This window comes from Adhaeribacter aquaticus DSM 16391, from assembly GCF_000473365.1.
In the GTDB taxonomy this organism is placed as follows: domain Bacteria; phylum Bacteroidota; class Bacteroidia; order Cytophagales; family Hymenobacteraceae; genus Adhaeribacter; species Adhaeribacter aquaticus.
In genome coordinates, this window is sequence record NZ_KI421517.1 from 380,357 (window position 1) to 406,835 (window position 26,479).

The 26,479-nt window shown below is 38.7% G+C and carries 26 protein-coding genes; 2 read left to right on the forward strand and 24 right to left on the reverse strand.

Translation table 11 applies throughout. From position 1 onward, the window contains the following. The first annotated feature begins 8 nt into the window (after positions 1–8). Positions 9–1,187 carry a hypothetical protein gene (locus ADHAQ_RS0103615; RefSeq protein ID WP_157433335.1) on the forward strand — a complete coding sequence of 393 codons (1,179 nt, stop codon included), beginning with the start codon at positions 9–11 and terminating at the stop codon, positions 1,185–1,187. Positions 1,188–1,279: 92 nt separating this feature from the next. On the opposite strand, the gene rodA is transcribed toward ADHAQ_RS0103615, so the two are convergent. The 19 genes from rodA to ADHAQ_RS0103715 form a co-directional block, all read right to left on the reverse strand. After that, positions 1,280–2,548: a rod shape-determining protein RodA gene (gene rodA, locus ADHAQ_RS0103620; RefSeq protein ID WP_026461771.1), complete on the reverse strand. Its 1,269-nt coding sequence runs from the start codon at positions 2,546–2,548 to the stop codon at positions 1,280–1,282. Beyond that, complete coding sequence (gene mrdA / locus ADHAQ_RS0103625; protein ID WP_034256550.1) at positions 2,548–4,395, reverse strand: penicillin-binding protein 2; 1,848 nt, start codon at positions 4,393–4,395, stop codon at positions 2,548–2,550. Before mrdA ends, rodA begins: the two co-directional genes overlap by 1 nt. A gap of 147 nt (positions 4,396–4,542) precedes the next feature. Continuing rightward, entirely contained in the window at positions 4,543–5,061 is a 519-nt protein-coding gene (locus tag ADHAQ_RS0103630; RefSeq protein ID WP_026461773.1) for a hypothetical protein, read from the reverse strand. Continuing rightward, complete coding sequence (mreC, locus tag ADHAQ_RS0103635; RefSeq protein WP_026461774.1) at positions 5,054–5,956, reverse strand: rod shape-determining protein MreC; 903 nt, start codon at positions 5,954–5,956, stop codon at positions 5,054–5,056. The genes ADHAQ_RS0103630 and mreC overlap by 8 nt, the downstream gene beginning before the upstream one ends. Before the next feature lie 9 nt (positions 5,957–5,965). Beyond that, positions 5,966–6,991, reverse strand: a complete 1,026-nt coding sequence (locus tag ADHAQ_RS0103640) for a rod shape-determining protein (protein ID WP_026461775.1) — start codon at positions 6,989–6,991, stop codon at positions 5,966–5,968. A gap of 276 nt (positions 6,992–7,267) precedes the next feature. Beyond that, positions 7,268–7,996 carry an SIMPL domain-containing protein gene (locus tag ADHAQ_RS0103645; protein WP_026461776.1) on the reverse strand — a complete coding sequence of 243 codons (729 nt, stop codon included), beginning with the start codon at positions 7,994–7,996 and terminating at the stop codon, positions 7,268–7,270. Positions 7,997–8,161: 165 nt separating this feature from the next. Further along, a complete protein-coding gene (purH, locus tag ADHAQ_RS0103655) occupies positions 8,162–9,685 on the reverse strand; it encodes a bifunctional phosphoribosylaminoimidazolecarboxamide formyltransferase/IMP cyclohydrolase (RefSeq protein ID WP_026461777.1) in 1,524 nt (507 codons plus the stop codon). 75 nt (positions 9,686–9,760) lie between these two features. Further along, entirely contained in the window at positions 9,761–10,345 is a 585-nt protein-coding gene (purN, locus tag ADHAQ_RS0103660; protein WP_026461778.1) for a phosphoribosylglycinamide formyltransferase, read from the reverse strand. A 274-nt stretch (positions 10,346–10,619) separates the two neighbouring features. Next, the gene (locus tag ADHAQ_RS0103665; protein ID WP_051360141.1) at positions 10,620–11,420 is read right to left on the reverse strand and encodes a zinc metalloprotease; all 801 of its coding nucleotides are present in this window, start codon (positions 11,418–11,420) and stop codon (positions 10,620–10,622) included. A 272-nt stretch (positions 11,421–11,692) separates the two neighbouring features. Further along, the gene (locus ADHAQ_RS0103670; RefSeq protein ID WP_026461780.1) at positions 11,693–12,541 is read right to left on the reverse strand and encodes a geranylgeranylglycerol-phosphate geranylgeranyltransferase; all 849 of its coding nucleotides are present in this window, start codon (positions 12,539–12,541) and stop codon (positions 11,693–11,695) included. 119 nt (positions 12,542–12,660) lie between these two features. Continuing rightward, positions 12,661–12,855: a cold-shock protein gene (locus ADHAQ_RS0103675; RefSeq protein WP_026461781.1), complete on the reverse strand. Its 195-nt coding sequence runs from the start codon at positions 12,853–12,855 to the stop codon at positions 12,661–12,663. A gap of 122 nt (positions 12,856–12,977) precedes the next feature. Further along, positions 12,978–13,478: a KdsC family phosphatase gene (locus ADHAQ_RS0103680; protein WP_026461782.1), complete on the reverse strand. Its 501-nt coding sequence runs from the start codon at positions 13,476–13,478 to the stop codon at positions 12,978–12,980. Positions 13,479–13,844: 366 nt separating this feature from the next. Beyond that, positions 13,845–14,201 carry a 2Fe-2S iron-sulfur cluster-binding protein gene (locus tag ADHAQ_RS24430; protein WP_051359692.1) on the reverse strand — a complete coding sequence of 119 codons (357 nt, stop codon included), beginning with the start codon at positions 14,199–14,201 and terminating at the stop codon, positions 13,845–13,847. 112 nt (positions 14,202–14,313) lie between these two features. Further along, positions 14,314–15,120: a Rossmann-like and DUF2520 domain-containing protein gene (locus ADHAQ_RS0103690; protein ID WP_211240568.1), complete on the reverse strand. Its 807-nt coding sequence runs from the start codon at positions 15,118–15,120 to the stop codon at positions 14,314–14,316. A 70-nt stretch (positions 15,121–15,190) separates the two neighbouring features. Further along, positions 15,191–17,797, reverse strand: a complete 2,607-nt coding sequence (locus ADHAQ_RS0103695; protein ID WP_034256553.1) for a heme lyase CcmF/NrfE family subunit — start codon at positions 17,795–17,797, stop codon at positions 15,191–15,193. A 148-nt stretch (positions 17,798–17,945) separates the two neighbouring features. Then, the gene (locus ADHAQ_RS0103700; RefSeq protein WP_026461785.1) at positions 17,946–18,371 is read right to left on the reverse strand and encodes a cytochrome c maturation protein CcmE domain-containing protein; all 426 of its coding nucleotides are present in this window, start codon (positions 18,369–18,371) and stop codon (positions 17,946–17,948) included. A 97-nt stretch (positions 18,372–18,468) separates the two neighbouring features. Further along, a complete protein-coding gene (locus ADHAQ_RS0103705; protein ID WP_051359693.1) occupies positions 18,469–18,735 on the reverse strand; it encodes a CcmD family protein in 267 nt (88 codons plus the stop codon). Then, positions 18,722–19,387, reverse strand: coding sequence for a cytochrome c biogenesis protein CcsA (ccsA, locus tag ADHAQ_RS0103710; RefSeq protein WP_026461787.1), 666 nt, complete (start codon positions 19,385–19,387; stop codon positions 18,722–18,724). The genes ADHAQ_RS0103705 and ccsA overlap by 14 nt, the downstream gene beginning before the upstream one ends. A 42-nt stretch (positions 19,388–19,429) precedes the next feature. Then, on the reverse strand, positions 19,430–20,071 hold the full coding sequence (locus tag ADHAQ_RS0103715; protein WP_034257096.1) for a heme exporter protein CcmB: 642 nt from the start codon (positions 20,069–20,071) through the stop codon (positions 19,430–19,432). A 205-nt stretch (positions 20,072–20,276) separates the two neighbouring features. Between ADHAQ_RS0103715 and ADHAQ_RS0103720 the strand changes: the two genes are divergently transcribed. Further along, positions 20,277–21,707, forward strand: a complete 1,431-nt coding sequence (locus ADHAQ_RS0103720; RefSeq protein WP_026461789.1) for a hypothetical protein — start codon at positions 20,277–20,279, stop codon at positions 21,705–21,707. Positions 21,708–21,777: 70 nt separating this feature from the next. On the opposite strand, the gene phoU is transcribed toward ADHAQ_RS0103720, so the two are convergent. From phoU to ADHAQ_RS24435, 5 genes are all read right to left on the reverse strand, one after another. After that, a complete protein-coding gene (phoU, locus tag ADHAQ_RS0103725; RefSeq protein WP_026461790.1) occupies positions 21,778–22,452 on the reverse strand; it encodes a phosphate signaling complex protein PhoU in 675 nt (224 codons plus the stop codon). A gap of 73 nt (positions 22,453–22,525) precedes the next feature. After that, positions 22,526–23,278 carry a phosphate ABC transporter ATP-binding protein PstB gene (gene pstB, locus ADHAQ_RS0103730; RefSeq protein ID WP_026461791.1) on the reverse strand — a complete coding sequence of 251 codons (753 nt, stop codon included), beginning with the start codon at positions 23,276–23,278 and terminating at the stop codon, positions 22,526–22,528. Between the two features lie 150 nt (positions 23,279–23,428). Then, positions 23,429–24,313 carry a phosphate ABC transporter permease PstA gene (gene pstA, locus ADHAQ_RS0103735; RefSeq protein WP_034256555.1) on the reverse strand — a complete coding sequence of 295 codons (885 nt, stop codon included), beginning with the start codon at positions 24,311–24,313 and terminating at the stop codon, positions 23,429–23,431. A 3-nt stretch (positions 24,314–24,316) separates the two neighbouring features. After that, positions 24,317–25,522, reverse strand: coding sequence for a phosphate ABC transporter permease subunit PstC (gene pstC / locus ADHAQ_RS0103740; RefSeq protein WP_026461793.1), 1,206 nt, complete (start codon positions 25,520–25,522; stop codon positions 24,317–24,319). Between the two features lie 23 nt (positions 25,523–25,545). Next, positions 25,546–26,451: a phosphate ABC transporter substrate-binding protein gene (locus ADHAQ_RS24435; protein ID WP_034256557.1), complete on the reverse strand. Its 906-nt coding sequence runs from the start codon at positions 26,449–26,451 to the stop codon at positions 25,546–25,548. Between the last annotated feature and the right edge of the window lie 28 nt (positions 26,452–26,479).

The window sequence follows — 26,479 nt, forward strand, 5'->3', positions numbered from 1 at the left end:
AGATGGTAATGGAACACAAATATAATCAATTAAGCATAGAGCGGTATAGCGCTGATTTAGCTAAACTTTTGTGCGACCGCTATTTTGGGACAGCCACAGCTATCAACGGTCAGCAACTCATTGCTTTTATGCCAGTTAAGCAAGTTAATCTTTTTGTTATAAAAGAGCTGCTTTTAAACTGGAATAAGGAAATGGCTAACCTTAAAAGTCCTTATTTTGATTTTGAAAACGAGGAGGTTAAAGAGGCGTTGGTACAGTTTATGAATGTGCTTTCCCGGAAAATATTAATTAAACGGCCACATTTTGAACCTCTGTTAACAAAAGCAATAACAGATACTTTCCTTTGGGTGCTGGACCCGGCTAAGGTTTTTGAAGAGAAATTCCTGAAAGTCCAGGATACTATATCTGCCGATAAACTACAAACTCATTTAAAGTATATTGCTATTCAGAAAGATTACCTGAAAGGGTTCTTGGAAAATTTAGTTTCAGGTCCACTTCCTTATGGCAATGTTTTAAATCAGTTTAAAACTTATTTACAACGGAACAAACCAGAAACTAATCTTTTTGATACAGTAGCAGCAGAGTTCAACCAGATCTTGCCTTTCAACAAAGCTTCTTTTCTGGAAATGCCCAGTTGGGTAAACGGTTTTGAAAAAGAAGATCCGTTTGCGCCTGAGCCCGAAAAACCACAGAATATAACGCCATCGTTTCCAGAGCAGTTGGTTGTAACACCTAAAGTGGAGCCGGCAACTCCGAAAGAAGAAGAACTTAAACCTGTATCGGTTTCTCCTACGCCTATTAACGGGCATATAAAGGATGAAACCATTCAAAACCTTCGGGTTGCCGAAGCCCGGTTAAATGATAAATTGCGGGTGGAGAAGTCTACTTTGAACGAGCGATTAGGAAAACCGGTAACTCCTTCGTTGCTTAGCAACCAAATGGATAAAAAGATAGAATCCCTTAAGGACTCTATTTCTATAAACCAACGGTTTAGCTTCATTAATGAATTATTTAACGGCGAAAATATGGAATATTATAATGCCATCCAGCGGTTAGATCAGTTTGGTGATGCAGAAAGTGCCAAGAACTTTGTAACACAAGACTTGGCAACTAAATATAAATGGGCTAAAAAAGAAGAGCACGTAAATAAGCTGCTTAAACTAATTGAGCGAAAATTTACTGCTTAAATCCTTAATAAAAATCATAAATAAAAAAGGCGAATCTAATCTGGATTCGCCTTTTTTATTTGTCCTGTTGAAGGATTATTCTTTCTTTAAAATTATCGGGTTAAATCTTGTTTCCGGTTTGTATCAATGGCTAATAATATAAACAACAGTATGGTAAATGACCATAAAGAAGAGCCGCCATAACTAAAGAATGGCAGCGGAATACCTACTACGGGTGCTAAACCAATGGTCATACCCACATTAACCAGGAAGTGAAAGAAAATGATAGAGGCAACACAATAACCATAAGACCGGCCAAATACTGTTTTCTGGCGTTCTGCAATAAATATAATTCGGGAAAGCAGAGCCATAAAAAGCCCTATTAAAACTAAAGCACCTATCCAGCCATGTTCTTCCCCAATGGTACAAAAAATAAAATCGGTACTTTGTTCCGGTACAAAATCAAACTTTGTTTGCGTTCCTTCTAAAAACCCTTTCCCAAAAAAGCCACCTGAACCAATAGCAATTTTGGACTGCGTTACATTCCACCCATAGCCCAAGGGGTCTGCTTCCGGATTGATTAATGCTTTAATTCTATTTTGCTGGTGCGGCTGCAGAATATCATTTACGAAAAAGTCAACACTAAAAATCATTCCAACCACGCCCACGTAAATAGCCAGAACAGTTTTTAGTTTGCGTAACAGGCGCTGATTAACCCAAATAAATAATCCAAACAGAACCGTAATAGCTATAATTAAATATAACTTAGGAATTAATAAGGTTAGAATAAACAAAGCCACTAAAACACTACCAATAATTAGTATTAGCGGCGACATCCCTTCCCGGAAAAAGGCCAGCAACAAAGACCCAAATACCAGAGCCGAACCCGTTTCGTTTGATAACAAAATCAGTAAAGGTGGCAACAAAGCAATACAAACCAATATTGCATGCTCTTTCCAGTTCTGATGCCGTAAATTAATAGTGGCCATAAACCTGGAAACAGCTAAAGCGGTAGCAAACTTAGCAAACTCGGCCGGTTGTATTCTTATACTTCCGAACTCCAGCCAGGAACGGGAGCCAGCAATAGGCCGCGCAAATAAGAGCGTAAAAATCAGCAACAGAATCATTATCCCATAAATAAGGTATGCCACCGATTCGTAAGCTTTATAATCTATTACTAATAAAATTATAATGATAATAATAGAGGTACCAATCCAAGCTAGTTGTTTGCCAGAGTTTATATCCCAGCTAAATATATTTACTACATTATCGGGGCTGTAAACCGCTGCATAAACATTAACCCAACCCAATATTACCATCGCGGCATACAGGAGTACAGTTATCCAATCTAAATTTCCGGACAATCTAAAAGATCTTTCCATTAGTGTGATGCTCCTTTATAAAATCCTCCAGTTTCTATATAATTCTCCCACCATTGCCGCTTTGGATTATCTGCAATAGTGCCGTTTATATATTTTTCAATCATTAATGTAGCTAAAGGTGCCGCCGAAGTTGAACCAAAACCAGCATTTTCTATATAAACAGCAATTGCAATTTTGGGATTCTGGCGAGGTGCAAAAGCGGCAAAAACTGCATGGTCGGCCCCATGCGGGTTCTGAACCGTTCCTGTTTTACCACATACTTCTATTCCTAAATGATTAATATTTGCATGCCAGCCTGTTCCCCACCGGGACGACATCACCTGAGACATTCCCTGAATAACTGGTTCAAAATGTTTAGGATCTACCGCTACATATTTTTTTTCCCTGTATTTAGACAGTGGCTGATGTGTATTATCAATGCTTTTGATTAAATGAGGCACATAATAATAACCCCGGTTAGCAATGATGGCCATTAAGTTTGCTAATTGTAAAGGAGTGGCTCCTGTTTCTCCCTGCCCAATACTTAAGGAATAGAAAGTAGCATACTTCCACCCAGTTTTACCGTAAATTTTATCATATAACCTGGAGGAGGCAATAATTCCGCGGTTTTCAAAAGGTAAATCAATCCCTAATTTATTAGCAAAACCAAAGGTTAATACCTTTTCCCGCCATTGATCTAGTCCCTTATGGGTATCTTCATAAATATTCCGGGATTGCCCACGATTAACTTCTGCTTGAAAAACCCGATAAAAATACGGGTTACAGGAGTTCTCAATTCCCAAGGCTAAACTAGCGGGATAGGGATGACCATGAGCACATTTAACTAACGACTGGTTGCAGGGAAACCCCGTTCCTGGTGTTATTACGCCGTCTTGTAAAGCAATAAGCGCCTGCACCAATTTAAAAACAGAACCTGGCGGGTTGGTTGAATTGATAGGTCGGTTTAATAAAGGCTTACTTTTATCTTTCAGCAAAGCCATATAATTATTACCCAGATCTTTTCCGGTTAACAAATTAGGATCATAAAACGGCGCCGAAACAAAGGCCAGTATTTCGCCGGTGCTGGGATCAATAGCTACCACTCCGCCTCGCTTTCCTTTCAACATGCGTTCAGCATATTGTTGCAAATCCAGATCAATAGAGGATATTAGGTTCTGGCCAGCGACCGAAGCCGTATCGTACATCCCGTTTTTAAAAGAACCCTTATCAATTCCCCTAACATTCACCATCCGGTACTTTACCCCTTTGCGTCCCATGAGTATTTTCTCATATTCCCGCTCTATCCCGCTGACTCCTATATAATCGCCGGGATCATAGACTGCATAAGCACTATCCTCCAACTTCTGAGGACTAATTTCGCCAATATAACCTAAGGCATGGGATAAACTTTGGTGCGGATACCCCCGAACCGTGCGGGCATTTATATAAAACCCCGGAAATTCTACCAGATTATCCTGAATAGAGGCAAACTCTTCGGTATTTAATCGCTGTAAAAAGGGAGAAGCCTTAACGTAAGAGTATGCCTTCGCCGCTTTTATTTTGAGACGAAATTCTTCCAGAGGAATTTTAAATAATTGGCAGAAACGTAAGGTGTCAATATTTTTTATTTCTTTAGGAACTACCATTACGTCATATACCGGCGTGTTCTGCACCAGTAACTTGCCTTTGCGGTCATAAATTAACCCCCGAAAAGGATACTCTATTACCCGCTTAATGGCATTAGCGTCTGCAGCATGTTTATATTCTGCGCTTAATACCTGGATAAAAAATAACTTTATTGCAAATACAGCTCCTACTATAAAAAAGATAGCCTGAACAATGTATTTTCGATTCTCTAAATATTTCAACTTCTAACAGAATTGAATAAAATGGTTAATCCTTAACCAATTTAAGAGGCTACCAAGTTCAAAAGTAAAACTTGTGCCGCCACAAAGATACCAGAAATTTAAGGATAATATAAAAGGAGAAACAAAGCCTTTTAAAGAGATATATGGTTATCTGCTTCTGCGCTCTGAGAAGAATAGTAATTGAATAATAACTAAAACCAGGAAAGTAAAAAGGGTGCTTAGAAAAACTTTGGCCAAGGTAAATCCTATTTGCCGAAAACTTCCTAATTCCAGAAAAAACAAGAAGAAGTGGTGTATAAAAACCAAAAACAGCGCATATACCGAAAACCAACGCCACCCCATAATGTGAACATTTACACTATCATTCAACTCGTAATCGTCCCGCGGAGTTAATACATACAAAACATAAGGCCGCAAAAAGGCTAGTAACACGCAGGATGCAGCATTTATACCTATGGTATCGTAAAATATATCCACTGTTATTCCCGAAACAAATGCCATTACTAACAAAAAAACTTTGGGCATTTGAATGGGCAGAAATAACAGAAAGGCTATGTAAATAAAGCAAAATGCCATATTAAATAACACCATATTACGCATGAGCAATATCTGCATGGTCATAAAAATGACAAAATGGAAGATATGAGCAAATATGCGATTATTCATTTTCTTCTGTAATTCCGCTTTTCAATTCTAAAGAGTCACGCTCAGTCCGGTGCAAATTTTTAATCACGTACACGTACGACAACTTATCAAAATCAACTGCCAGACGCATTCGAATAGTATAAAAGCTCTGATCCGCTTCTTTGGCAACAGAAGTTACTCGTCCTACCATAACTCCTTCCGGAAAAACAGCATTGTACCCGGAAGTTACCACTGTATCACCTTTCATAACTTTTATATGGCGTGGAATGTAGTTAAGGTTAGCCATCAAGTAATTTTCGCCACCCCATTTAACTGACCCAATGGTGCCATTGCGCCTTATTTTAGATGATACTAACATTTGGGAGTGCAAGATAGATGTAACCGTAGCATAATGTTCGGAGGTAGCTTTTACCCGACCTATCACACCTTCACTGGATACTACACCCATACCCGGTTCTACGCCATCGGCACTGCCAACATTAATGGTTAAGTAATTATTAACCCGTCGAACGGAGTTATTAACGACTTTGCCAGGAATAAATTGAAAGGTTTTTAATAGTCCAAAATTGTTTAACTTTTCTTGAGCTAAAGCAAGGCTATCAGGTTTGGTTCTATAAGTAGAATCTGGCGCTGGGGGTATTTTTTCCAGAATACCGGAAGTCATGACCTTGGTTAACGATTCCTTTAATTCCCGATTTTCGTCGACTAAGGCCCGGTTCACTTCTATCAGACGGAAATAATCAGAAACTTCCCGCTGGAATTCCATGACCCGCCCCGCATACATATTGGCAGAGTTATAGAAGGCCGCTCCCTGGTAATTGTTATTTTGAACAATGAGGTAGCCGCAAACTATTTCGAGCAATAAAAACACCAGGAATCCCCGGTACCGGTAAATAAAAGCAAATAAATTGCGCATTGAACGCGATTAGGTCAGAAGTACATTCTTGAAGCCATCGATGTTCTTAATAGCAGCACCTGTACCTCTTACTACCGCACGTAATGGATCTTCCGCAATATGAATAGGCAATTTGGTTTTAGCTGCCAGACGCTTATCTAAGCCCCGCAACAAAGCGCCGCCGCCGGTTAAATGAATGCCGTTAACATATATATCCGCAGAAAGTTCAGGTGGCGAAATCTCCAGTGCCTTCAGCACCGCTTCTTCAATTTTAGAAACCGATTTATCTATAGCTGCAGCAATCTCTGTGTAAGTTACTTTTATAACTTTTGGAATGCCCGTCATCAAATCCCGGCCGCGGATTTCATAATCTTCTGGTGGGTTATCCAATTCCGGCAGGGCCGCCCCCACCTCAATTTTAATTTTTTCAGCAGAACGTTCTCCAATCAATAAATTGTGCTGACGGCGCATATAATCCAGAATATCCTGGTTAAACACATCTCCAGCCACTTTAATGGATTGATCGCATACAATACCCGATAAGGCAATCACGGCAATTTCAGTAGTTCCCCCTCCAATATCTACAATCATAGAGCCAATTGGTTGTTCTACATCAATGCCAATACCAATAGCCGCAGCCATTGGCTCCTGAATCATCCAAACTTCTTTGGCGCCAGCATGTTCTGCAGAGTCGCGCACAGCACGTTTTTCTACTTCAGTAATACCAGAGGGAATGCAAATAACCATACGGTGAGAAGGTTGAAATAACCGGCTCCGGGTATCTATCATCTTAATTAAACCCCTGATCATTTGCTCAGCCGCATAAAAATCAGCTATAACTCCGTCCTTTAAAGGGCGAATTGTCTTGATATTATCGTGCGTTTTTTCGTGCATTTGCATGGCACTGCGCCCTACCGCTAACACTTTATTAGTAGTGCGGTCAACAGCAATGATTGAAGGCTCGTCAACAACAATCTTATCGTTATGAATAATAAGGGTATTGGCAGTACCCAAATCTATGGCTATATCGCTAGTGAGAAAATTAAATAATCCCATTCTGAAATGTTCTCTGGCTTATAAATGTGTATGCTTTGGGGCACACCAACATTTTGTGAATTTTTCAGCGCAAAACTACGTATTTTACATCAATTATTAATACTATTCTAATAAAACAAACTTTGTGTTCTAATTAATCTTCCCGTATTTTCTATTGATTTATTATTAACAGCCTCATTTAACTCTTTCAAATAACTAATCGGCAAAATTCCTTCTCAGTAAAATGCCTGTACAACCTTATTTTACAAACCTTTATATTTAAAGCTTTAGATACCGTTAATCCACTCCAAACTCTAATTTAACAGTAATGGAAGCCGTTTTTTGTTTTGCGATGGTATTAAAAGTACCGCCATAGCTAAAGCTTTCGGATGAGTTTTGGCCAGTAATTTGAAAAATACCCATATTCGCACTTTTTAGAGAACCAATCTCACTGCCGGCATTATCCGCAATTTTTGTGCCCCGTAACCGACCATCAGCGGTGGCTTTAGCCAACATTTCAATTTTTAACTCACTTAACCTGGTATAAAAATACTCTGGTGCCTGCGAATACAGTTCAATATCCAAATCAATTAATTCAGTAATTTCCCTTGATATCTTTTCTACTTTATCTACTTCTTTTGATTCGATGCTGATATTTTGTACTAATGTATAACCATCGAATACTTCAGTACTCATATTTTCATTTAACCTTTCGCTGCGATAGTTTTTTTGAATATCTACCGCCGAGAATACGATCTCTTTTTCATTTACACCTTTCGACAGTAAATATTTGCGGATATTAGCTGCATCTTTTTTAAGCACCGTGTAGGCATCCTGTATGGATAAAGACTTTCTGGAAAATGAGGCGCGCCAAACAATTAAATCAGAAGTAAAATCAGTGGATGCTGAACCAGTCACATTAATGGTTTCAGGAGGTCGTTTAGATTTAGTCCAGGAGTTTCCCAGAATAAGCGCCGTAATAATGACAGCTAGCGCCAGAATTGAGGTATTTAAAGCATTTTTCATAATACAGGAATAATTTACAGCATAATATGTTTATTGCAAATCTCCGGCCACAAATATTAACTAATGAATATATTTTAGAGCAAATCTTCTTGAGCTTACTAAAAAAAATGCCTTGCTTTATAAAGCAAGGCATTTTACAATTTATAACTAAAGTTTTATTGCAAATTAATGCTTAAAGTGACGCACACCGGTAAATACCATAGCCATGTTATTAGCATTACAATAATCAATAGAATCCTGATCCTTTATGGAGCCACCTGGCTGTACTACTGCTTCAATTCCTACTTGGCTTGCAATTTCCACGCAATCCGGAAATGGAAAGAAAGCATCTGAGGCCATTACGGCACCTTGTAGTTCAAACCCAAAACTTTTAGCTTTTTCAATTGCCTGATTCAAGGCATCTACCCGGGAAGTTTGTCCTACTCCACTGGAAATTAACCGGTTTTCAGTAGAGAACACAATGGTATTAGATTTAGTATGCTTACAAACTTTCAAAGCAAAAACCAACGCTTTGTTTTGTTCAGGAGTGGTAGCGCGGTCTGTAACCACTTTAAAATCTGCTTCTATTTCGGTAGCTAAATCTTTATCCTGCTCAATTACCCCATTTAATAAGGTTTTAAATTGTTTTACTGGCAAGTCAAGTGGTTTGCGACGAAGTAAAATCCGGTTCTTTTTAGTTTGTAAAATTTCTAACGCATCAGTTGCAAAATCTGGCGCAATCAATACTTCAAAAAATAATTTATTTAATTCTTCTGCTGTCGCTTTATCTATTGTCTTATTAGAGATAATTACCCCGCCAAATGCAGAAACCGGATCACAGGCAAAGGCCGTTACATAAGCTTCATGTAAGGTTGGCGCAACCGCTACCCCACAGGCGTTGGTGTGTTTTAAAATAGCTACAGCCGGCTCTTCCTGAAATTCATCAATTAACGCTACGGCCGCATCTACATCTACCAGGTTATTATAAGATAACTGCTTTCCGTGTATCTGATCAAATAAATTGCTTAAATCTCCATAGAATACTCCTTTTTGGTGAGGATTCTCGCCGTAACGTAATGGAGTAGCCTCCCGCAGACTTTGCTTGAATACTTCTTCAGCACCATTATTTAAATAATTAAAAATATGGGTATCATAATGCGAAGAAATATCAAATGCCTTAGCGGCAAAGCGCTTCCGGTCAGCTAAAGTTGTTCCGCCCTGGTTGTTACGCAAAATATCCACTACTTCAGTATATTGTTCGCGGGAAGAAACGACCAGCACGTCCTGGAAATTTTTAGCCGCCGCCCGGATTAGGGAAATACCGCCAATATCAATCTTTTCAATTACATCTGCCTCGGAAGCTCCTGATTTTACAGTTTCTTCAAAAGGATATAAATCAACCACTACTAAATCAATAGTTGGGATTTCATAAGTCTGTACCTCTGCCTGATCATTTTCATGAGACCGACGGTGCAGAATACCACCAAAAATTTTAGGATGAAGGGTTTTAACACGGCCTCCAAAAATAGCCGGATACTGCGTTAAGTCCTCTACGGCTGTTACCTGAGCGCCCAGGCCTTCCAGAAAACTTTGCGTACCGCCAGTAGAATAAATAGTAGCACCCTGTTCTTTCAGGAACTCAACAAGCGGCTCCAGGTGGTCTTTGTAATAAACCGAAATTAAGGCTGATTTGATTTTTATGGTATCCATGGGTATTTAATATAATTCTATTCTTTCTATAAGGTTCTGCCAGTAATGCGTTCCTATTACACCCACTTCCGTTTTCTATTTTTGCTCTTGCAAAAGCATTTCTACTACCCGGGGCAGGTGTTCATGTTCCAGCGCCAGAACCCGTTTGGCTAATAATTCCGGCGTATCTTCTAATTCAACCGGGCAGACATGCTGGTAAATGGCAGCGCCCTGGTCATAATATTCATTCACATAATGAATGGTGATGCCTGATTCCTTTTCCTTTTGCTGCAGCACCGCTTCATGTACAAAATGGCCGTGCATTCCTTTACCGCCAAACTTAGGCAATAAGGCCGGATGAATGTTGATGATTTTGTTTGGGTAAGCTGCTATAAAATGAGCAGGCACCAGCCATAAAAAACCGGCTAAAACTACTAAATCAGGATTAAAAGTTTTTACTTGCTCTAGTACGGTTCCATTCCGGAAGGCTTCCCGAGTAAATACCTGGGCAGGTATGTTAAATTTCCTGGCCCGTTCTAAAGCAAAGGCCTCCGGATTATTGGAGAATAGCGCCACTATTCTTATAGAAGCATGATTATCAAAATATTCCATCAGGCGCTGAGCATTGCTGCCGGAGCCGGAAGCAAATATAACAACACGTTTAAAAGAGGAATCTGCCATGGCGCTAAAAAAGAAAGCGCAAATATAGATGATTAATATGGAATTGCACTGCCTATCTTAATCAAAATCCAGAATGACTTTATATTTCTTAGTATTTTATTAACAAAACATTTCTGCAGCAGAATATTCTTAAATTTTATCCCGCCTTATGCTCAGCAAATTATAACTTTTAAACTATACAGGTCTTAGTTAAAAAATTTATCCAGCGGCCCAGACAATATAAAAACAAAAGCCGGATTAGTAGTCCGGCTTTTCGCTTTCAGTTCTTTTCCAATTATTTACCACCATTGGCCCGTAAATCATTCAGGCAGTTAGCATCTAATTGTGGCATATTGCCCCCAAACAGGTTTTGTACCACATTACCGGTTTCTACGGTATAATGCATCAAACAATTAGAGTTTGTACAATGACGACCATGTGGTGCATCCTGATGATTGGTAACCATGGCTGTACCGGCATTAACTAAACCCAAAATATGAGCTAATTCATGCTGCCACACTACAGTTTCCAATTTACTACGCTCAGGCTGGGTTATGCCACCTGATAGATCCCGGATAGTGCGTTCAAATAAAGCCATGGAGGTATTCCGGTAAGCCACGCCTAACACTTTGGCGTTATCTTTGTCTTCGGCATATTTGCTGTCAGCAAAAAAGAAATAAATAGCCATGGTATCCGGGCGAGTAAACTCTTTGCGGTTTCTGTCTTCAATAGCAGCTATATCAGCAGCTGTGTAGGACGTTTTACCTGGAGCCGGAATAGAACTTTGTTTTAAAATAATTCCTCCGGGTTTGTTCAGGCGTTGTTCCATAAAATTCTTCAGATTAGTAACGGCCTGAGAAGTTGGTTCAAAACCCTGAGCAGATTGAATCTCCACAATGACTTTGGTAAACTTTTCGGCTGATAATAAATCTCTAGCACTTTCCCCTACATTTTTCTTGTTCAGCACTCCATTTGGGTTGAAGTCCTTTTTGGGATCTGCCCCTTCTTTTTCTTCACAACCAGCCAGGAATAAGGATTGACACACCACAGCCAGGAATAAAACTTTTTTTATACCAGATAAAAATCCTACGTTCATATTTAAATTTAAGTACAGTAAAACATCATTAATTCTGCTCAATAAAACGGAGAAGACTGGTAATTATTATTGATTTATAAAAATTACTACCTTAGCCAGTATATAACTTTTTAAATATTCTATTTTAAGCTATAACATCAAGTTAATTATTTTAAAACCAAAAAGGCCTTTCAAAAGAAAGGCCTTTTAATTGCAATCTTGAATCTTTATTTTACTTTGTAAGCGTTGAAACAAAGTTAACAGAAATTGAAATCTTTATTCTTTCACACCTATTAGCGAAATAAAAGCATCGATAAAATACCCATTAGCATTATAGCTTTACAATAGCGACTTAAAAAACTAAAATCCTTTTTACGATCAGCTTTTACTAAAAAATATAACAGTCCCATGCCCGGCAACAGCACCAGGATTACCATATGCAATGTAAAAAACAAGTCAACGAGGCGGTAAAGAATAGCCATGATAACGGTGGCAAAGAACGCTAACATTAGGGGGTATATCACCCATTTTGTTTTTGCAATCCCTAGCACAATGGGTAGGGTTCGGCAATCAAAAGAAGCATCGCCTTTTACATCTTCCATGTCTTTTATGATTTCACGAATAAGGGAAATAAGAAATGCAAATATGGCGTATGCCCAAATAGATTTATTTATGCTATTAAAATTTGCTGCCACTACTAATAGCATTAATGCTGATAATAAGGCAATAGTTAGGTTACCAACCAGAAAATATTTCTTTAACCTGGCAGAATACCCCCACAGCAACATCGTAGCGAAAAAATTTATAAATCCTACTTTCCAGTTTATAGCCAGACCTACTACAATTCCAATTCCTGATAGAATAAGATGGGCAAGCATTGCTTGCCGCCGGTTTATCGTTTTACCAACTACTAACCTTTTCGGTTTATTGATAGCATCTATTTTAATATCATAATAATCATTAATAATATAGCCGGCAGCAGCCACACAAAAGGTAGAAAGCAATAACAAATAAAAACGGTCATTCAGAATTATCCGCCAAATAATAATATCTGGCTGCAGCAGGCATGCCTGAACCAAAAGTTGGCAAAAGGCAATCAGCAACAGGTTGGGAAACCGAATCAGGTTAAAAACTTTCTTCAAGAAATCTGGCTTATAAGATAAGGCACTAAGATTAATAACAAATCTACAGCTATTGCCTTAAAATAAAAAAGCTCCCGGGCGGGAGCTTTTATTGATGGGAATGGAAATATTATATTGCACTAAACTTTTTTCACGTTTACTGCATTGATGCCTTTTTTACCTTCTTGTGTGTCAAACTCAACTTTATCATTCTGCTGAATCTGAGTACCATTTAAACCAGTAATGTGTACGAAGAAGTCTTCTTTGCTAATGTCATCTGTAATAAATCCGTAGCCTTTTGATTCATTAAAGAATTTTACTGTTCCTGTTTTCATAAAAAATTAAAAATTTGAATTTAAATATCCTGTAAATATAGGAGTATTTTATTTCCACACAACTTTTTAAACTTTTTTTTAAACTTTTTTAAAATACCAGCATTTTTTACAAATCCTGTAACTTACCAACGGCTCTGAGTTTTCATAACTAATTCTATCAATTCACGGGCTGCGCCTTTGCCTCCTGGTTTAGCAGCAATGTAATTAGCAACCGAAACTACATCTGAGACAGCATCTTCTGGGCAGGCCGCTACTCCACATTGCAGCATTACTTCCAAATCCGGCACATCATCTCCCATATAAGCAATTTGCTCGGCCGTTAAGCCATACTTCTGCAGGTAGTCTGCAAACACTACTTTTTTATCTGGAATGCCGAGAAAAATATCGGTCACATCAAGTGATAATAACCGTTTCCGGACCCCTTCTTCCTGCCGGCCCGATATAATAGCAACCTTATAACCTTTATTTATAGCATGACGGATCGCAAATCCATCTTTAATGTTGAAAGAACGGACCTGTTCTCCACTTTCCAGGGCTAATAAACTTCCATCAGTAAGTACGCCATCAACATCAAAAATAAAGGCTTTAATCTGACTTAAATCTAAGGACGGGTGGTGGTGCATAATTTTCTTGAATTAAAAATATTTAAATGTAGGAACCCTTATCTTTTATTAATTAAACTAAAGCATTAAACTTTTATTTTTTTAACCTGTAGTACTTTTATTGATTTACGCGCCATTCACTAGTCCATTTTGGCTTAATATGTTTAGGATCACTTTCGTTAGCTTCCCATCTTTATTTTCAAAGGTATCTAATGCTAACACCCACTGTAGGAAACCGAATACAGGAAATTTTGACCTTATTAGATTTGATCCTAAAATATCAGCAGTAAGCTTTAATACAATCTTCTGGGCCTTTCCAATATTTATGTGGCTCGTTCAGGTTAATTTTAATATTGTATTTACTTAGCCACTCCTGATAACCCTAGCTCATTTACCTAATATGTTCTCCCTATCTTGATGATTTGGAAAATCTTGTTCCGGAATGGTGACTACCAAATCTTCGTTCCCCTGCACTACACACTGACAAGCTAAGCGGGAATGTAACTTCGGATCTTTGGCCTGATTGATAAAATTTTTTTCCTTATCGGAAATTTCAGGTAAACCAGCCATTCCTGCTTCCACATAAATATGACAGGTACTGCACTCACATATGCCACCGCAATTATGTTGCAATTTTAGTTTGTTATTAAGTGCGACATTCAGCACTGATTCGCCCTCCATAGCAGGATACTTCTGATCAGGCTGGCCATCTACAAACTTAAAGGTTACATTGACAACTTTCATTGTACTTCTAGCTAATATTAGTCGGTAAAAGTAGTAAAGCAGGTCCCCAGTACAAATAATATTTTATAGTACGGGCCAACCCAAACTTCGGGACCAGCTAAAAACTTTCCATTTATTTCTTTTGATTCTGAATGCTTAGCGAAATCAACTTATATAATTGCTGGTAATTGGTGTTGGGTGCTAAGAATTGCATCTGCGCTTGCATAATGTTCTGATCTCCACGAACAGCTGGTCCTGTTTGCACCTCATAAGGGTTGTTTTTCATTGCTTTGGTGATGGTACTTTCTACCAAAGGTTTAAGCAGAACAGGATCCAAACCATGACCTTGCAAAATTTCCTGGCTTATGCCTAATAAGTGGTTAGTAAAATTACAAGCAAAAACAGCGGCCAGGTGCAGTATCTTTCGGTCTTGGCTTGATAAGCTAAAAACCGAAGATGAAATACTGTGTGCTAAATCCTGTAAAATTCTTACCGTTGTATCATCTTCTGCTTCAATTGCAATGGGAGTATTGGCAAGATCTACAGCCTGGTTTTTGCTAAAAGTTTGGACAGGGTAAAAAACCCCTTTTTTAAATTTTTGCGTGGTAAATAAGACGTTCATTGATAAACTTCCGGAAGTATGTACCACCAAACTATCAGGAGGAAATTGCATTTGGTTAATAACCTCCGGAATAGCAGCATCGTTTAGACACAGCAGGTAAATATCAGCAGGCTGGGAACTACTAAAATTAAGCGAATCGGAAGCAACAGCATTTTGTAGTTTTCGTGCCAACGCTTGTGCATGGGCTAATTGGCGGGAATACACTGCCTGTACCGCGTGCCCTGCTTTTTCGAAAGCAATACTTAAATGCGTGGCTACATTCCCGGACCCAACCATTGTTATAAGCAAGGGTTTTGTAACTTGAGCAGGTATTTTCAATATTTCTAAATATTTACTAAAACAAAAAGCTCCCTTGCAGGAGGGAGCTTAAAGTAATTTCAAATGTAGGTTATACGTTTGCTACTTGTTTAGATCGGGTTGCCCGTTGTTTGGCTGAACCTTTATCCGGAGCAGCATCCGTAACGGAGCTACCTTCTTTATACCGACGAACAATAGCCATCACAAATCCGATACTCATTAAGATGGTTCCTATCCAAAGAACATTAATAAAGGGTTTCTCCATCGCCTTCAGAATAATATAATCTTTTTGCGTTGTGTTTACGCCTATTTTGAAGCGGTTAGCTTTTGTATCAATGTTCATAAAAGTAAGGCGTAAACCTAAATCTTCTATCTCATCCGGAATACGACCAACCATACTATCTTTTATTACAAAGATTGGGTGCCCGTGGTACTCCTTATTATTCTCACCATAAATTTTCAGGTCAGCTTGTACAGCTACATCAGTTTCTCCTAACTGTACACCTTCTATTTTACGGGTTGGTTCAATGCCTTTCAACACGGCAAAATAATCGTTCAGAAATAAGGTATCGCCTATGGCTAAATCAAACTCTTTCAGTTCGCTCCACTCCCGCTCCTCTTCATTTCCAACTGCCGAAACGTGGGTATATAAATCAGATGTTAAACCATTCTTTATAGAAGGAGAAGCAATAAAACCCATTTCCCGGTTTACTTGGGCCCGAGGATACAATTCAAATGTTTTACCAGATTCTTTTTCCAGGTATTGTACTTGGTAGTAAGTATTCTCAGGATAGATACCTACTGTGTCGCCGGTTTTAAAATACAATTTATCTTTATATTTTAAATCAGTACGTGCCAAAGCCCGGTGCTCATCTTCTAACCGGAACAACAATTCCCGGTTAACATACTCCGGAAAATCTTTCACTTCTAAAAACTTGCCTTTGTAGGTAAGCTTATATTTACCCATATCCGCATCATCGTTACGGAAAAGCAGTACGTTGTCACGGTTAATGTCTTCTGGGAACTCGCGGGAATAAAGCAATCCAGACGTGTTCATGGAAACAATACTGGAATAGCCGGAAGAGTAAAGTATTCCAATAAGCATTAAGGCAATACCTATGTGCGCAACAGCTCCACCTGTTAGTACAGCTTTCCGTTTCACTAAGGTAAATATCATACCTAGATTAGCTATTACCGCAAAGAACGAGGCCACCAATAAAATAATGTAAATTGGATTATCAATTTTAGGTCCTATGCCCATTTTACCTAATACTAATATCAGACTTACAAACAGCAAGGTTAAAATAAGTGGTACGGCTAAAGCATTCGCTAATTTTTCCTTATCGTTTTTTTGCCACCACATTAATTGCGCAAAACCAGATAATATGGCAATAGCTACTCCCATCCAAAGCTGGAATTTAGTGTAGTGCGCAATCTGATCAGCTGGCAGGGCCAGATTAGTTTTGATACCGATAAAGCCCATGAAAGCATTATATACCGGAATGGATGTAGTAACTAACACCTGGAAAGCCCCTAAACATAAAACTGCTGCCCCTATAAAAACCCAGAACTCACTGTTATAAGTAGTAAGTTCTTTTTGGGTAGCAGGAATAGCCTTCCAGCGCCAGATTAAAAGCACAATTGCTAATACCACAAAGGCTGCCAGGTACGAAAATAACTGACCCGATAAACCTAAGTCTGTAAAAGAGTGAACAGAGGCGTTGCCTAAAATACCGCTTCTGGTTAAGAAGGTAGCATATAAAACTAACAGAAAAGTAGTTATTACTAATATAAAAGTGGTATGTAAAGCAGATTTACTACGCTTATAGATAACCATAGTATGGATACCAGCCACCAATACCAACCACGGAATATACACCGCGTTTTCTACCGGGTCCCAGTTCCAGTAACCGCCAAAGTTAAGGGTTTCATAAGCCCAGTAGGCTCCCATCATTATACCAACGCCTAAAACCACACCTCCAAACAAAGCCCAGGGTAAGGCTGGCTTTATCCACTCCTTAAATTCATTTTTCCATAAACCAGCAATGGCAAAAGCAAAAGGCACTAATGTAATGGCAAAACCTAAGAATAAGGTTGGCGGGTGAATAACCATCCAATAGTTCTGTAACAAAGGATTCAAGCCAGTGCCATCGCTAGGGATATAATTAGGATTAAGCTTAAATACCGGAGCATCCGGCATAAAGTCACGCAACAGGATAAAGGGAGAAGAACCAATTTTCAGGTCTCCTACAACTATTCCCAAAATCATGGAAGCCAGGAATATTTGCACAAAAGCGAAAACAGCCATTGTAGGCGCTTCCCACTTTTTGTTAAATTTGATAATAGCCAGTCCTAATAAGGTATGCCAGAAAATCCACAACAAGAAACTCCCTTCCTGACCTTCCCAAAAGCAGGAAATCATAAAGTGAGTAGGCAGGTAGTTAGAAGAATGACTCCAGGCGTAATAATATTCGTAGCGGTGGGTATAAATAATGGTAAACAAAGCTGCTATAATACCCATTACCGCTAAAGTATGTACAAAAAATGCTCCCCGGCCTAATCTTTGCCAGTTAGCATCAACCATACCCAGCGGCTGCTTCAGGGTTGCCATAAAATAAGAAAGTGCCGAAACAATGGCCGCTACAAAAGCCAGTATAACGCAAAAGTGCCCCAGGTCACCAATAAATGTATTTATCACTTCTTTTATTTTTAAGTGGTAAGTTTAAAGTTATAAGTTGACATTACTACTTTGATACTTTTTGCAACTTTTAACTTCAATTAAATTTAAATTTCCTTTTAAGTAACTAGCAGCAAAACTTACCACCTATTACTTAAAACTATTAATTTTATAATCCGGCGGTTTCGGCTTTTATTTCGTTCTCCACGTATTTAGACGGGCACTTCAGCAATATTTTATCAGCTACGAAAATATCTCTATTCATTTTGCCAATAATTACTACCTGCTCCGACCGTTCAAAATCCTGGGGTTTCGGTTTAAAATAAACCACCTGTTGCTCTATTCTATTGGTATCAACCAAGGTAAAGGTAAAGTAGTTCGGGTCCAGCAACGGATCGTATTTCATCCCCAAAATATGATTGTTTGGGTCTTTCTTCAGTCGCCCAACCACGTGCACCGCATTATTATTTCCTTCAGAAGCCAATTCGCGCGCTTCTTTAAAAGAAACATAAGAACTGGCATCGCCTGCCGTAGAAACTATAATAGCTATTGCCATGGCAATAATGGCGATTCCGATTATATGTGTTTTTTTCATTTTAACTTTTATTCAAATGAATTTGCTTCCTTTTAACAAGAAAAAAGATAATTAAAATCCAATAAACTGAAATAATTTACAGGCTTTATTGTGTTTATTAGCTTTTGTATTGCTTTTCCAGCCGGGAAATTTTTTTATCTATTGCTACTAAATAAATAATCATACCCACCAAAACTACCAATACACACCCTACAACCACGTAAATTTTACCATCACTGCGCAACTTATCTGCCATTTCCACTTCCTGAGCTCCGGCATTTGCTTCTACCATAACAGTGCTTTCAGACTGGGCCACACTTACATTGGCCACTAATAAACTAAGCAAAAGGCAAACCAATAATGCCCACTTCTTAAACATTTTCATATAATTTTTGTCTCAGAATTTCGAATCTAGATTTAACATTTAATATCCAAATGCCCAGCAAGGTCCAGCCTATTACTGCCGGATAAAATACTTTGCGCATATTACTATCCATGTCGTAAGTACCAAAACCCGGATTGCCGCCATTACCAGGATGTAAAGAATCAGTCAGGCGAGGCAGAATAAACAATAAAGGGATTAAAGCCGCGTAAGCAAAAATATTATACACCGCACTTATGCGGGCACGCTGCTGGTGATCTACAAAGGAACCGCGCAGTACGAAATAAGCAAAATACATAAGTAGGCCAATTGCTGAAGCATTTTGCTTCGGATCATTGCTCCAGTATTCACCCCAGGTTATCCGGGCCCATCCCATACCTGTTATCATTCCTAGTACGCCAAAAAGCAAACCAATCTGGGCTGCTTCCATAGAAATGATATCATTTCGCAAAGTGGGAGTTCTTAAATATTTAATGGCGTAAACTACTGAAACACCCAATAATATAATCATCCCAAACCACATGGGCACGTGAAAATAAGTATTGCGGATACTCTCATTGAGTATAGGCAAATGCGGGACTTCGTTCAGGAAACCAGCTATTAACACGTATAGCAGTAATACTACAGTTAATATTTTCCACCAGGCGTTTTTCATTTATATATACAACTATAAAAACTATAAATAATTTAAAATTAACTAATTACGCCATAAGTAAGGATACAAAATAAAAGAAATTGTAACCACTATGGCATTTATAGCTAATAAAGTAATTAATTCATCCAAACTTGCCGACCGATCCAGGCCATCTATTGCATTCTTCGACATTTTCATCAGCATCAACAACATGGGAATAATGATGGGAAAACCTAAAATGGCCATCAAGGTACCACTATTTGAGGCTTTGGCCGCAATGCCCGATACCATAGTTAAACTGGTAGAGAACCCAATAGCACCCAGCAAAATAGTAGCTAAGAATAAATAATCATCCTGAACCGGGTTTCCAATAACAATGGTGTAGAATAAATAACACATTAAAGCCAAAATCAGCATCAGGCAAGTATTATAGGCTATTTTAGCTAAAATAACTCCTTGCGGACTTACCAAAGAATAAAGGTATAGTAAGCGCCCTTTACTTTCCTGAGTGAAGCTTTTGGCTATGGCATTAACTGATGTAAAGAGAAGAATAATCCAGAAGAGGGCATTCCAAACCGGCACACCTAACGTACCACCCCGTAAGCCAAAACTAAGGTAACAAATAAATACCGTACTGCTTACATACAACAGCATGCCATTGAAAGCATATTTTTGCCTCCATTCGAGCACAAAATCCTTTTGCATCAGGTATAGAACTTCTCGCAGCAGCACTTTATTATTTTGCCGCAAAGTTACAACAGAAAAAAATAGAATGGTAATAAATAAAATCTATGTTATAATCTCAGGTGCTTTCAAGGGTAAACTTCTTATTCAAATAATTGCTCTATATAGATAGAACTTAATATTGGCATAGTTTTAGCAAGAAAATAAAGCATTAAAATTAAACTATATGCGATTCTTTACTATACTATTCCTGTTGTTTTCTTTTTCGGCCTTTGCCCAACAAAAAATTCTGATTCAATCTATCCGAATTACTAATAATTATGATGAAGTAGCCGCTAATCCGTTCTTAAAGCAGGAAAATGAAAACAAGTTTTTAAATATTCTGGAACAGAAAATCCAAAACCATTTTGGTTCGGGGACCATTTACTACTTAACAGATAAAAAAATACTTTTTACCGACCGGGGTCGAGATAAACATCCATCCACCTTGATTAATGACCATCAAAATATGTTATTAGCCAAGCGCCAGCTGGACCGGCAAAAATATGATATATTTTTAGACATAGCCCTAGATATTAACGATTTCTGGAAAGGCAAAAATGACAACTTTATATTAGTCGCCAAGGTGAAAGCTCGTGATAAAGCCAAACATAAACTGGAGAAAAATACAGGAAAAATAAAGGTCATGATACCGGCCATTCCGTTTACGGAAAGCCAGTTTAATGCCACTGAAGCCACTGTATATGAAAGTTTTCCCTTAACCGAAGATAAACTTATAGAAGCGTTTGCTGAAAGTATTGCTTCGGCCTTCAATAAGGAGAAAAAGGTAAAAACCCTTACCGTAAGCCGCCAGCCATTTACGGACTATGCCTCTTTTATGCAAGATGCCACCTCCTACCGGTTAATAGTTCGAAATGATTATGGCGAGACCAACTCCACAAGCAGACTGTTTAATATTTTTACTTTAGTAAAATTTAAACCTATACCCGTTGTACGGCAACATGATAATCGGGCTTTGCTTTTAGGTTTTCAGGATCGTAGGATAACTGACGTTGATCTTAAATTAGGTGTACCCAAATATTTTTATACCTCCCGATTTAACAAGAATTATGTACTTTCCGCACAATCTTCTCCGGAAGAGAAACAAACCTATTTTTTACATAGCTCTCAGGTAGATAATCTTACTTTAGGCCGGTTAAACGGGCGCAATGCCTTACAGTTTAAATTAAGGAATGAGCAACATCAAGTTATTGGAAATTTTAAATTTGAAGTAAATGATTTTATGGCTAAATCTGCCATGAATTATGCGCGTTCGCTAAGCCGGATTTACCACCCTTGGGCTAATTTAAACGGCACTTTAGAAGGCAAACCCTTTTCTATTAGCACAAATCCGTATGCTCTTAATGCTGTAGAAATAAAATGGGATGGACAAGTGCTTGGGGTTATAACACACGCCGCAGCCTCCAAGAAATACCTTCGGAAAGAAAGAAAAAAGCTACCTTATTACGTTTATTTTTCACCAGAATGCTCCGCAGCGCAACAACAACTTTTATTAAATATGGTGCAGGTATTTCATATCGGGCATGCGCTGGAAAACGAGCGGGATAGGCGAAATCAATTTTCGCCTTTTAATAATGTGGCAAACAATACGTTATGATAACAACCCGTCAAACAAAAAAGCCAGAGTTTATAAACTCCGGCTTTTTTGTTTAGAAATCAGTTTTCTGCTACTCCTTCCGCTTTTTGACTTTCTGTTGATGTTTAACCACTTTGGCATCCACATAAAAAACTATTTCCTCCGCTATATTGGTTATCTGATCACCAATTCGTTCTAGTTTCCTAATTATACCAGATACCTTCAAACTTTGGGCTATATTATCCGGATGGGTCTGAATATAATCTACCAGCACTTTATCTGTTTTCCGGTGAATCTTATTTAACAGTTTATCTTTTTTAATCAGCTCATGGGCCAATTCCGAGCTTTCTTCATTGAAGGCTTTCTGCACATCGACCAGCATACTTACCGCTCCATCGTACATTTCAATTACCCGCGTAGCTTCCAGCAAATCATTTTCTAAAGGTCCGGCTTCTTGTATTAACCGGGCAACACCCTCTGCCGAATCGCCAATTCTTTCCAGGTTAGCGTTTATCTTTAACACAGCTAACACCAGGCGCAAATCAACCGCCACCGGATTAAATAAAGCAAACAAGTTTTCGCACATTCGATCTATCTTTACATCGAAGGCATTTACTTTTTTACCTCTTTTAATTATTTTCTTAGCTAATTCTTTATCAGCATTTATCAGAGCATCTTTTCCGCTGAGTACCTGAAACTCAACTAAACTCCACATCTCGTTTACTTTATCTTTAATGCGGGAAAGCTCTTTTTCTAATTGGTTCATAAAGGTGATTCAAATCTGAAAACTGGGCAAAAAATTGGAAAGCTAACGTTAAAAATACCTAAAACTGACCAAATTACCCGAAACGGCCGGTAATATAGTTTTGTGTACGCTGGTCTTTAGGGCTTGTAAATAAGGTCTTGGTTTTGGCATATTCTACCAGCTCCCCTAAATAAAAGAAGGCTGTGGAATCGCTAACTCTACCGGCCTGTTGCATGTTATGCGTTACAATTACAATGGTGTAATTTTCTTTTAACTCATAAATTAGCTCCTCTATCTTAGCCGTTGAAATAGGATCCAAGGCAGAAGCTGGTTCGTCCATTAATAATACAGACGGTTCAATGGCTAACGCGCGGGCAATACAAAGACGTTGTTGCTGACCTCCTGATAATTCAAAAGCCGATTTCTTGAGTTTGTCCTTTACTTCCTCCCAAAGTGCTGCCTGCCGTAACGATTTTTCTACCCGCTCTTCAATAAGCGTTTTATCCTTGGTGCCATTTACCCGCAGACCGTAGGCTACATTTTCGAAAATAGATTTGGGAAATGGATTTGGCTTCTGAAATACCATTCCGACGTGTTTGCGAAGGTCATCCACCAAAATATTTTTGTTATTGATATCTACTTCATCAATCAGAATTTCTCCTTCGATGCGAACGCCATCAATCAGGTCATTCATCCGGTTAAAACACCGCAGATAAGTAGATTTACCACAACCGGAAGGACCAATAAAAGCCGTTACTTGGTTTTTCTTCATAGCCATGGAAATACCTTTCAGGGCATGAAAATCACCATAATACAAGTGAACGTCTTTGGTTTCTATACTATTCATTTAGATATATTCAATATTAAAGCTTAAGCTTTTAGCAGTTAGTACTACATAAACTGCAACTTATAAACTAGTTAACTTCTAATACTTATTTATTACGTTAGTAGCACCTTACTTCTGCCAGCATATAAGATACCATTTTACTACTTAAATTTATTGCATTTTTACTTTTTTGCTAAAGTAGCGGCGAAGCCAGTTTGCTAATAGGTTTACTATTAATACAATCAGAATTAAAATAAATGCCGTTCCATAGGCCATAGATCTGGATGCCTCAATATTGGTCCCACTCGTGGAAATTACATACAAGTGATACGGCAAGGCCATTACCTGATCAAAAATACTGGTTGGCAATTTTGGCAAGAAATACGCCGCCACAGTAAATAAGATAGGAGCTGTTTCTCCGGAAACCCGTCCGACTGATAAAATTAAGCCCGTTATAATGTTGGGAAAAGCCATGGGCAACACTACCCGGCTGGTTGTTTGCCATTTGGTGGCACCTAAGGCTAAACTACCAATTCTAAAAGATTTATCTATGGCTTTCAAAGACTCCTCGGTTGTCCGGATTACAACAGGTAGCGCCAGCAAACCTAAAGTTAAGGAACCCGCCAGAATGGAATCCCCAAAACCAAAACGGTTTACAAATAAGGCCATACCGAATAAACCGAAAACGATGGATGGTATACCTGCCAGGTTATTGGTCATAAGTTTAATAAAACGCTTAAACCAGCCATCTTTGGAGTATTCATTAATATAAATTCCTGATAGTACTCCTATTGGAAAAGCAAACAGCATACTGCCTGCTACCAAACACAAAGTACCTACAATGGCCGGGAAAATACCGCCTGCCGTCATGCCTTCTTTGGGCATTTCGGTTAAAAATTCCCAACTGATTACCGACGCACCATTTACCAGAATAAAGCCCAGAATAACAATAAGAATAGCTACTACCAAAAAACTAAGCAGCTTAAAAATTGTAAATGCAACGCTTTGAGCTAGCCGCTTGGAATTATTTATACTTTGATTTTGACTAAAGCTCATGACTTACCGGTTTGCTTTTCTTTTTGCTGAAACAAAATCAACAGAAAGGTTGATAATAAGGGTCATTAGAAATAAGATACAGCCCAAGGCAAATAAAGCCTGGTAATGCATGCCACCCTGCGGAGCTTCTCCCAATTCTGCCGCAATAGTAGCCGGTATAGTACGTACCGGTGCCAGAAAGGTATGCGGAATAACGGAGGCATTACCTGTTACCATAAGCACGGCCATGGTTTCGCCAATCGCCCGACCAATACCTAATATTGCGGCTGTTGAAATACCAGACATAGAATAAGGAACAACTACCTTATAAATAGTTTGCCATTTGGTAGCTCCCAGGGCCAGACTTGCTTCTTTCATAGCCCGTGGCGTGGTCCGCATGGCATCCTCCGAAACTGAAATAATGGTAGGTAAAGCCATAATGCCCAGAATAATACTTCCGGCTAAAGCTGTTTCGCCAACGGGTAAGCCAAATAAATCCTGAATAAGCGGCACAATTACTACTAAACCAAAGAATCCGTAAACCACCGACGGAATTCCCGCCAGTAATTCAATAACCGGTTTCAAAAGGTTCCGAACTCTTTTGTCAGCAATTTCGGCTAAGTAAATAGAGGTGGCCAAACCTAACGGCAAGGCTATTAAGATGGCTCCTAAACTTACCCAAAGAGTACCTAATATTAAAGGCAGCACCCCCATTTGCACCGCTGGCTGAATGGTGGGGTACCATTCAGTGCCACCTAAAAATTCCGAAACAGAAATATTCTCCAGATTTATTCTGTGGCCTTGGAAATCCTTAGCCAAATACTGCTCAGGGAAAAAAGCTACTATAGTTGGCTCTTTGGCTACTACTTCACTAAGCCGTTGCGGCAAATATTCAAAGTCCTTTCCAATTTGCTCTTCGGTGTAGTAGTCGGTTATATCGTCAATGCGAAATAACTTTATGGGAGCATCCTGACCACCTACTTGTTTCCAATTGGTGATATTCTGATCAAAAATTTCTTTTAATTCTTTCGCTGAAAGTTCTTTTACCGGATTCTGGTTATTAACCACAATAGCTGAACCTTCGGCAACTGGTGACTGGTTAAAAATGCCTAACCCTTCTTTAAATAAAAAGAAAACGATTAGAAGCACAGTTAAACTGGTAACTGTACCACTAATCGTTAGAACTCCTTCTATTACGCGCTCACCAAAGTTATGGAAGTACCGTTTCAAGGATATGATTTTTAAAAGCTGAGTTATTTACTTACCGGAACATAACCTGTTTCCAGCACAATTTTCTGACCTTCATCAGAAGTTATAAAGTCAATAAATGGTTTTACTTTTCCTTCTACAGAAGCATCATAAAAGAAATACAAAGGCCGGGACACCGGGTATGTTTTATTTTTTGCGGCTTCTACACTTGGCGCTACAAAAGTTTTGCCCTGGTCGTAAGAAACTGCTAAAGATTTAACTTCTTTGGTTTGATACGCTAAGCCAATATAACCAATGGCTCCTTTTGTCTGGCTAACAGATTGCACAATAGAACCAGTAGCCGGCATCATTAAAATACCCTGGGCATAATTCTTTTTATCTAAAACATGTTCTTTAAAAAACTCATATGTTCCAGAGCTTGTTTCGCGGGAGTAAGCTACAATTTTTTCATCAGACCCACCTACTTCTTTCCAGTTAGAAACTTTTCCGGTAAAAATGCTTTCTATTTGTTCACGCGTTAGTTGGCTTACTTTATTACCCGGGTTTACGATCACCGATAAAGCATCATAAGCAATAAGCGTTTCTTTGATATCTTTTTTTGCTCCCTGTAATTTTAGTTTTTCGCCGGTTTTCATTTCCCGGGAAGCCATAGCTATATCGGTAGTTCCTTCTTCTAATGCTGAAAGGCCTACACCAGTACCACCACCCACTACGGTTATAGAAGCACCAGAATTTTTAGCCATGAATTTTTCAGCTTCCTGCTGCGCTAATGGCAAAACGGTATCGCTGCCTTTTAAAGTCATGGTAGCGCCACTGGCTGCCCCTGATTTATCAGCTTCGGTATTTTCTTTTTTACCATCTCCACTTTGGCCACAGGCTCCCAAAAGAAAAACGGAAAGAAATAATCCTGCTAATTGTGTTTTGAATGAATTCACTTTGTTAATTTTCATAGGTATTTAAAAGTATTTTCAGTAAGGC